This is a genomic window from Haloferax profundi, assembly GCF_001469865.1.
In the GTDB taxonomy this organism is placed as follows: domain Archaea; phylum Halobacteriota; class Halobacteria; order Halobacteriales; family Haloferacaceae; genus Haloferax; species Haloferax profundi.
In genome coordinates, this window is sequence record NZ_LOPV01000197.1 from 1 (window position 1) to 6,877 (window position 6,877).

At 59.7% G+C, this 6,877-nt stretch carries 5 protein-coding genes and 1 tRNA gene; 1 reads left to right on the forward strand and 5 read right to left on the reverse strand.

Annotated features, from left to right (window positions below; genetic code table 11):
• Nucleotides 1-29: 29 nt before the first annotated feature.
• The 3 genes from AUR66_RS10015 to AUR66_RS10025 all read right to left on the reverse strand — a co-directional run bounded on the left by AUR66_RS10015 (nt 30) and on the right by AUR66_RS10025 (nt 2,902).
• A tRNA-Tyr gene (locus AUR66_RS10015) sits at nt 30-103 on the reverse strand.
• A gap of 163 nt (nt 104-266) precedes the next feature.
• A complete protein-coding gene (locus AUR66_RS10020) occupies nt 267-2,240 on the reverse strand; it encodes a DEAD/DEAH box helicase (protein ID WP_394326255.1) in 1,974 nt (657 codons plus the stop codon).
• Between the two features lie 179 nt (nt 2,241-2,419).
• Nucleotides 2,420-2,902, reverse strand: coding sequence for a hypothetical protein (locus AUR66_RS10025; protein ID WP_058572293.1), 483 nt, complete (start codon nt 2,900-2,902; stop codon nt 2,420-2,422).
• Nucleotides 2,903-4,216: 1,314 nt separating this feature from the next.
• On the opposite strand from AUR66_RS10025, the gene AUR66_RS10030 reads away from it, so the two are divergent.
• Entirely contained in the window at nt 4,217-5,416 is a 1,200-nt protein-coding gene (locus AUR66_RS10030) for a Cdc6/Cdc18 family protein (protein WP_058572294.1), read from the forward strand.
• Nucleotides 5,417-5,619: 203 nt separating this feature from the next.
• On the opposite strand, the gene AUR66_RS10035 is transcribed toward AUR66_RS10030, so the two are convergent.
• Entirely contained in the window at nt 5,620-6,408 is a 789-nt protein-coding gene (locus tag AUR66_RS10035; protein WP_197409732.1) for a helix-turn-helix transcriptional regulator, read from the reverse strand.
• Nucleotides 6,409-6,495: 87 nt separating this feature from the next.
• A partial coding sequence (locus tag AUR66_RS10040; protein ID WP_058572296.1) for a TATA-box-binding protein occupies nt 6,496-6,877 on the reverse strand: 382 nt, incomplete at its 5' end.

Sequence of the window (6,877 nt, forward strand, 5' to 3'; positions counted from 1 at the left end):
AAACGGCTCGACCGGATTTGCAAGAGAAGTCCGCTCTCCCCGATTTGAACGGGGGACAAGCCGATCTACAGTCGGCTGCTCTGCCAGGCTGAGCTAAGAGCGGTCAAGAGAATCTCAACCTACGATTGGACTTAAGAATTCTCATTTCAGGCGGCTAACTGGCCGACTGCGGGTCGATACCGAAGTCGTGACAGAACTACCTATGCTCCCGAACCCACCATCCTACGCGCCCGACACCACCTTCCTACGCGGCCGGCTCACCCATCCTACTCGGCCGACCCATCGTCTGTGGGGTCGGACGAGTTGACTTCGCGGACCTGAATCCCCTTGCCAGCGAGATGCTGCATCTGTCGCTGGGCGAAGTCCTCTTCGCTGGTCCCGCGGGTCGCGAGGACGTAGACGAGTGCGCTTCCGGCCGGGCGCATGGTTCGTCCGGCGCGCTGGGACCCTTGCCGACGCGACCCACCGAGGCCGGAGGCGACGATAGCGAGTTCGGCGTTCGGGAGGTCGATTCCCTCGTCGCCGATGCGGGAGATGACGAGTGTCTCTACGTCGCCGTCGCGGAAGGCCTCGAAGTACGCCTCGCGGCGGTGGTGTCGCGTCTCACCACTGACGAACGGCACGTCGAGCGCCGACGCTATCTCTTCGCCCTGGTCGAGATAGTCGACGAAGACGAGCGTCTTCGAGTCGGGGTGACGGGCGCGGAGTCGACGAATCTCGAAGACTTTGGCGGGGTTCATCGCGGCGAGCATGTGTCGCTCCCGACCGTCGCTGGACGCCCATTCGTTGCGCGCCATGTCGTCTTCCCACCCGACGTACCGAATCTCGACTTCCGGCTCCTGGACGTAGCCTGCGTCGAAGAGTTTGCCCCAGTCGGTCCCGATTGGCGGGCCGATGAGGGTGAAAATCTCGGCCTCCTTGTCGTCTTCACGGATTGGCGTCGCCGACAGTCCGAGGCGGTGTTTGGACTGAAGGTCGGCACTCCGCTGGAAGACGCGACTGGGGATGTGGTGTGCTTCGTCGTAGATGATGAGTCCCCAGCGACGTGAGTCGAACAGCGACCGATGGCGGTCCATCCCCGCCGTCTGGTAGGTTGCGATGGTGACCGGTCGAATCTCCTTTTGCCCGCCGTGGTACTCCCCGATTTGGTCGTCGTCGAGGTCGGTCGTCGAGAGGAGTTCTTCCCGCCACTGTCGAGCGAGTTCTCGACTCGGAACCAGAATCAGTGTCTCGCCGCCGACTGCTGCGAGTGCTCCGATGCCCGCGATGGTCTTTCCCGCACCCGGCGGGCCGACGAGGACGCCAGCACGCTGGTCCAGGAAACGGTCCACCCAGTCTCGTTGGTAGTCTCGTAACTCGACGTGGAGCGAGACGTCGAGTGCTTCACCTTCTTCGAGGTCACGGTCGTCTTCGACGGGGTACCCCGCGTCGTAGAGGATTCGCTTGATTGCTGCGACCGACTCGTCTCTGACCCACGCTTCGGTGTCAGAAATCGGCGCGTAAATCTGGTCGTCGTCGAGTTTCTGGAGGGCGACGTTTCCCATGAGGCTCTCCGTCGCGGCTTCGAGGACGGTGTATCCCTCTTCGTGGGAGTACAGACGGAACTGGTGGGCGCGTTTCCACTGGTCTTCGACCCACGTCTCGAGGTGGGGCGAGCGCTCCGGCACGACCGACCGAAGCATCGCGATGAGGTCGCGAACGTCGTCGAACGGTGCCTGCCACACGTCTTCCTGCCGAATCCGGTAGAGATAGCCTCGGCCTCGACCCTCTCGGTCCCCCGTCGTGTCCACGAGGTGGGCGAATTGTGAGAGGCGCGCACGGGTGTACTGCGTCGGGTTGTCGACGACGAGTTCACGACGCTTTGGAAACAGGACGACGCGTTCGCGTGCGGCGAGTTTCCCCCACTCCGTCGGATACCACACGATGGGGTCGGTCTCGACGTTCACCCTCTCGACACGACCCGCGTCGACGAGTGCGTCGAGTCCGTCCATCGCGTCTGCTTGCGCCACGTCGAGCCGGCGAGCAACTTGCTGTGCCGTCACGACTGGTCGACCCTCCGCTTCCAGGGCATCGTAGAACGAATCGAGAGAGACACCCGGTGCGTCGGGCGAGACGCTATCGGTCGATAGTGCGTCGTCGGTCGGGACGGTGGCATCGGTCACGTCGCTGAGTCGGTCGAGTACGTCGTCGTCGGACTCGTCCGCAGGAGCAGTCTGTCCTCCGTGTTCGTCAGTCTGCATCCCGTTTTCGTCAGTCTGCTCTCCGTCCTCGGCAGTCATCACTCCGGATACGAACGCGAGGGGGAAACGGCTTGCGACACACGGACTGCGCCCGAACACGAGAGACATCCGATACAGAGGCTATCGAGACACGGGGTCCGTGCTATCGGGGGAGAGTGACTGATGGAGTGAGGCACGTCTTAGCGAGACGTTCTCGACTGCGCAGGTGCCATGCGTTCGAAAACAGACCGGAGATTCTCGTCGATGGTGATGAAATCGGGGAACTCTTCGAGTGTTCGGATACCGTCGAGGTAGACGTACTCGACGGGTTCCGGTGGAATCTCTTCGAACACTTGGACCGGCCCGTGGTCGGCGAGTCCGATAAACGGACGCCCCTCACGGTCGGTCTGTGGTGTCAGTCGATGCTCGAGGTAGAGCCTCGCCATCACGAGGGCACTGGCGAGAGGGACCTGTCCCGGTGTGAGTTGCCACCTGACACCTTGTCGCTCGTACTGGACGGTCGTCACGTAACCGTCGTCGAATCGGAAGCAGTCGATGAGTTCGTCACCGTACGACCATCGGGTCTCGACTCGGCGTGACCACTCGAGTGCCCACTTCTCGCCGCTTTCAGTGTTGCCGATGGCCTCGCGAAGACGCACCCACGCACGGCCGAGTGCATGCATACGTAGTCGGTTCGCACTCTGGGGTAATTGCATTGACGCCACGAGAACGACACAGTCAGTTCTCGCCAACAGTCACGAGTTCACGTCAGTTGGTCCCACACCGCGTTTCCGGTGAATCGTCGTGGGGTCCGTTTCAGCCGTGGGGACGTGCGGTCGACTCTCCTCCCTGTAGTATCCACGGTAATCCCTCTTCTCCGCAGGTATTTCTCCGCAGGTATCACTGGTGGGTCGGAGTGTGGCTCCCGGAAGATTGTGGCGTGTCTTTCCACACCTCGCTTCCGGTGAAACCTGAGAGGGACGAAAGAGAGGCAGAGACACCACGTTTCCGGTGAACGGGTCCGTCGCGGAGTGTCGGTTTCGTCGTGTCAGGTTCGTGCTACTGGTGGGTCCTCGTTTGGGAACGTTACAGCGCTGACAGACACCACGTTTCCGGTGAAACCATAGCACGTGTGGGGGCGGCGTCGACGAAGTGTGTGCTGTCTCGAAAGGTGTGCACACACCGTATTTCCGGTGAAGTGTCCACGGCGGTTGTAGGACTCGAACCGACTGGATTCGGGGTTTTGGAGGGCCAATGTACGGTCGGTTGCGCACGACGCCGATTCGAATCGGTCCACTTATTACCTGCACACCACGTTTCCGGTGAAAACACCGATATCAGCGGGTCTCGAGACTGTCTCCAGTGGTCACGAACGACCAGAGAGAGAGACACCACGTTTCCGGTGGACGATGCCGGTTCTCCGTCGCCATCGTCCTCCTCTCGGTGTCGTTGCCTCGTGTTTGCGTTCCACCTGTATCTCCAATCTATAGAAACTATTAAATAGTTTATTTGTGTTACCGACCATTGATACACTCGCAAACATAGTGTGACTCGTTACTCGAGGAACGTTCGAAGGGAACTACAAGTGCTAAAGCGGCTAATTTCTGGGGATTCGTCTCCACCTTGTCTTCTTCCGTCTCCCTCGACTCTTCTGGTGAGTTATCTCTCGTCCAACCGTCCAGGTGTTTCTACCGAGTAACCACGCTACCGAGGAGGGTCGACCACGTTCTGTGAAACCTGCCGCCGCATCGTCTGTCGACGACGCAGAGGCCTGACTGACGAATTCGGAGGTCGGCGGGCTGATTGTCGGCCGTGAAGCTCGAACGTCGACGAGATTATCTTGTCCTGGTCTGTCCCACACCGAGTTTCCGGTGAACCCACACCTCTGTTTCGTGTGGACTGGAAACGGAGGTTCGTACCCGTTCACCGGAAATCCGGTGTGTGTGTCCTGCGTCGAATGGTAAGTCCTTTCACCGGAAACGTGGTGTGTTGCGAACATGCCTAACGCCAGCGACGACCTCTTCACCAGGGAGGACCCCATCTTCGCTAACAAGGAGTTGTTAGAAATCAATCATCTCCCTGGTGAGGGTCGCATCGTCGGTCGCGACGACGAGATTTCGAACCTCGCGACGGCGGTGAATCCTGCAATCTTCGGACAGAGTCCGAGCAACGTGTTGATATACGGAAAGACGGGAACCGGGAAGTCGCTCTGTGCGAAGTACGTCTCACAACGACTCGTCGACACTGCCGAAGAAGAAGGCGTGAAGGCGATGTTCGCGTACGTCGACTGCGCACAGGACACCACAGAGACGCAGGCTGTCCAGACGATTGCGGATAGCGTCAACGACCCCGCGGTCACCGGCATCAAAGTCCCCGACAAGGGGCTCTCTACGTCGACGTACTACAAGCGTCTCTGGCGTATCCTCGACGCCCTCTACGACGTCGTTCTCATCATCCTCGACGAAATCGACAAACTGAGCGACGACGATATTCTCATGCAACTGTCGCGGGCGGGTGAGGCGGGGAAGATATCCGGGTGCAAACTCGGTGTCATCGGTATCAGCAACAAGATTCAGTACAAAGACCGAATGGACGAACGCGTCAAATCCAGTCTCTGCGAACGAGAGTTCGTCTTTCCACCGTACGACGCCAACCAACTGCGTGATATCATGGACGCACGGAGTGACGCGTTCCGCGACGGCGTCTTGGACCCCTCGACGATTCCCCGCGCCGCGGCACTCGCTGCCCGTGAACACGGGGACGCCCGCAAGGCAATCGACATCCTTCGGTACGCTGGTGAAATCGCACAGTCGATGGGCGCGAGTACGGTCAAAGAAAACTTTGTCACGCAGGCGCGCCAGCGCGCGGAGACAGACCGGTTCCGTGAACTCATCCGTGGTTCGACACCGCACTCACGCTACGTTCTCCAGGCGCTGGCGATTCTCTCGCTGTCTAACCAACAACAGGACGGCTTCCGGACGAGTCGTGTGTACGAAGTCTACGAGAACATCTGCCGACAGCAAGGTTCGGATAGCCTCTCTCTTCGGCGAGTTCGTGACCTCCTCAAAGAACACGCGTTCCTCGATATCATCGAGCAGTCCAAACACAGCGGCGGTAGTGCTGAAGGGAGTTACACGAAACACCAACTGCTCGAAGACCCGGACGTGGTCAAAGACGTCCTGACAGAGGACGTCTAAGAGGGACGGACCGACGCCCGAGTCGGTGGAGGTGTCGAATCGTCAGCGGGGACCACCTGCCGCTGCACTAACACCTCTGAAGAGGACAGTCTTATATTTTATTGCATGCTTGTGTGATTGGAAAAATCACGTGTGACTGCTTCGGTCACAGTTCTGTCTGGCCCACCGTCGTCGACGCATCGTCGGCTGGTTGGCTCCTCGGCTTACACTGCCGAGTCACCGTACTCGAGCGGTTTCGACTCGCTTCGAATCGACTCGTAGAGGCTTTCGACCCACGTCACGACTTCGGGTGCGTCACCGTCGACGAGTGAGACCATGTTTCCGTAGTCGTCGTAGGCTGCGACCAGGCCGTGGCCATCGACGAGGAGGAGGCCGAGTTCGAGAGTGTCTTCTACGACGCGAAGCGAGAACTGGTCGAGTTCCTGTCCGAGTTCGAACGATTCGGTGTACTCCGACATGGACCGTTCGAGAACGTCTCTGTCGACGACGAGTTCCATCTCCGTCTGCGGGCCGAGGACCCGTTCTGCTGCTTCGTTGAAGACCCGGCTGACGATAGGGGAGACGCCGCGGAATTTGTCTACTGTGTCGCTACCGAGGACCGTGAGGTATCGATTGATCGGTGCGTGTGGGTCGTTGTCCACAGCAGTCGTGACGGTCAACTGCTCGAGGACATCGTCCGGGACGTCGTCACAGACGCCCCCAGCGTTCGTCAGGAACTCGCGCATCCGGGCCGTGCACTCGACGGTGTCGACGAGGTCTGTGTACTGTTCGTAGACCATCTTTCCTCCAGGGGTGAGTCGGTACAATCCGTCGGATTTCTCCACCCATCCCCGGTCACAGAACCCTGCGAGTGTCCGCTGTGCTGTTTCGCGGGCGCATCCACAGACCCGCGCGAGGTCAGTTGGCCGCCGTGGCTCTCGCGCGAGTGCCTGGAGTATCGACTCCCTGCTTTGCGACCCGACGAGGAACGCGACGTCCTCCCGCGCATTCATGTCGTCTCGTTAGTGTATTCGACATTTTACGCTTGTCGGTGCGTCGCTCACCGGAGTGCACTGCCGAAGAAAGTATGGTGTGAGAACTTAGCCGAGAAGACCGAGTGCGTCGATACGCTCGACGATTTCTTCGACGGCCGTCTCTGCGTCGTCAGTCCGCTTGCCACCAGTGATGACGATTTTCCCGGAACCGAACAGGAGGATGACGACCTTCGGTTCGTCCATCCGGTAGACGAGGCCGGGGAACTGCTCGGGTTCGTACTCGACGTCCTCGAGACCGAGACCGATAGCGAGGGCGTTCAGGTTCAGGTTGTGACCCAGGTCCGCACTGGAGACGATGTTCTGAACCGTAATTTCGGGTTCGTCGTCGACGGGGATGCTCAGTTCTCGGAGCTTGTCGAAGATGATTCCGAGTGCTTCGTGCACGTCGTCGATGCTCTTTGCACCGGTACACACGATCTTCCCAGAC

Coding starts and splice junctions, on each gene's coding strand:
- AUR66_RS10035 (WP_197409732.1), bottom strand. CDS start 6,408: ATGAATGCGCGGGAGGACGTCGCGTTCCTCGTCGGGTCGCAAAGCAGG.
- AUR66_RS10030 (WP_058572294.1), top strand. CDS start 4,217: ATGCCTAACGCCAGCGACGACCTCTTCACCAGGGAGGACCCCATCTTC.
- AUR66_RS10025 (WP_058572293.1), bottom strand. CDS start 2,902: ATGCATGCACTCGGCCGTGCGTGGGTGCGTCTTCGCGAGGCCATCGGC.
- AUR66_RS10020 (WP_394326255.1), bottom strand. CDS start 2,240: ATGCAGACTGACGAACACGGAGGACAGACTGCTCCTGCGGACGAGTCC.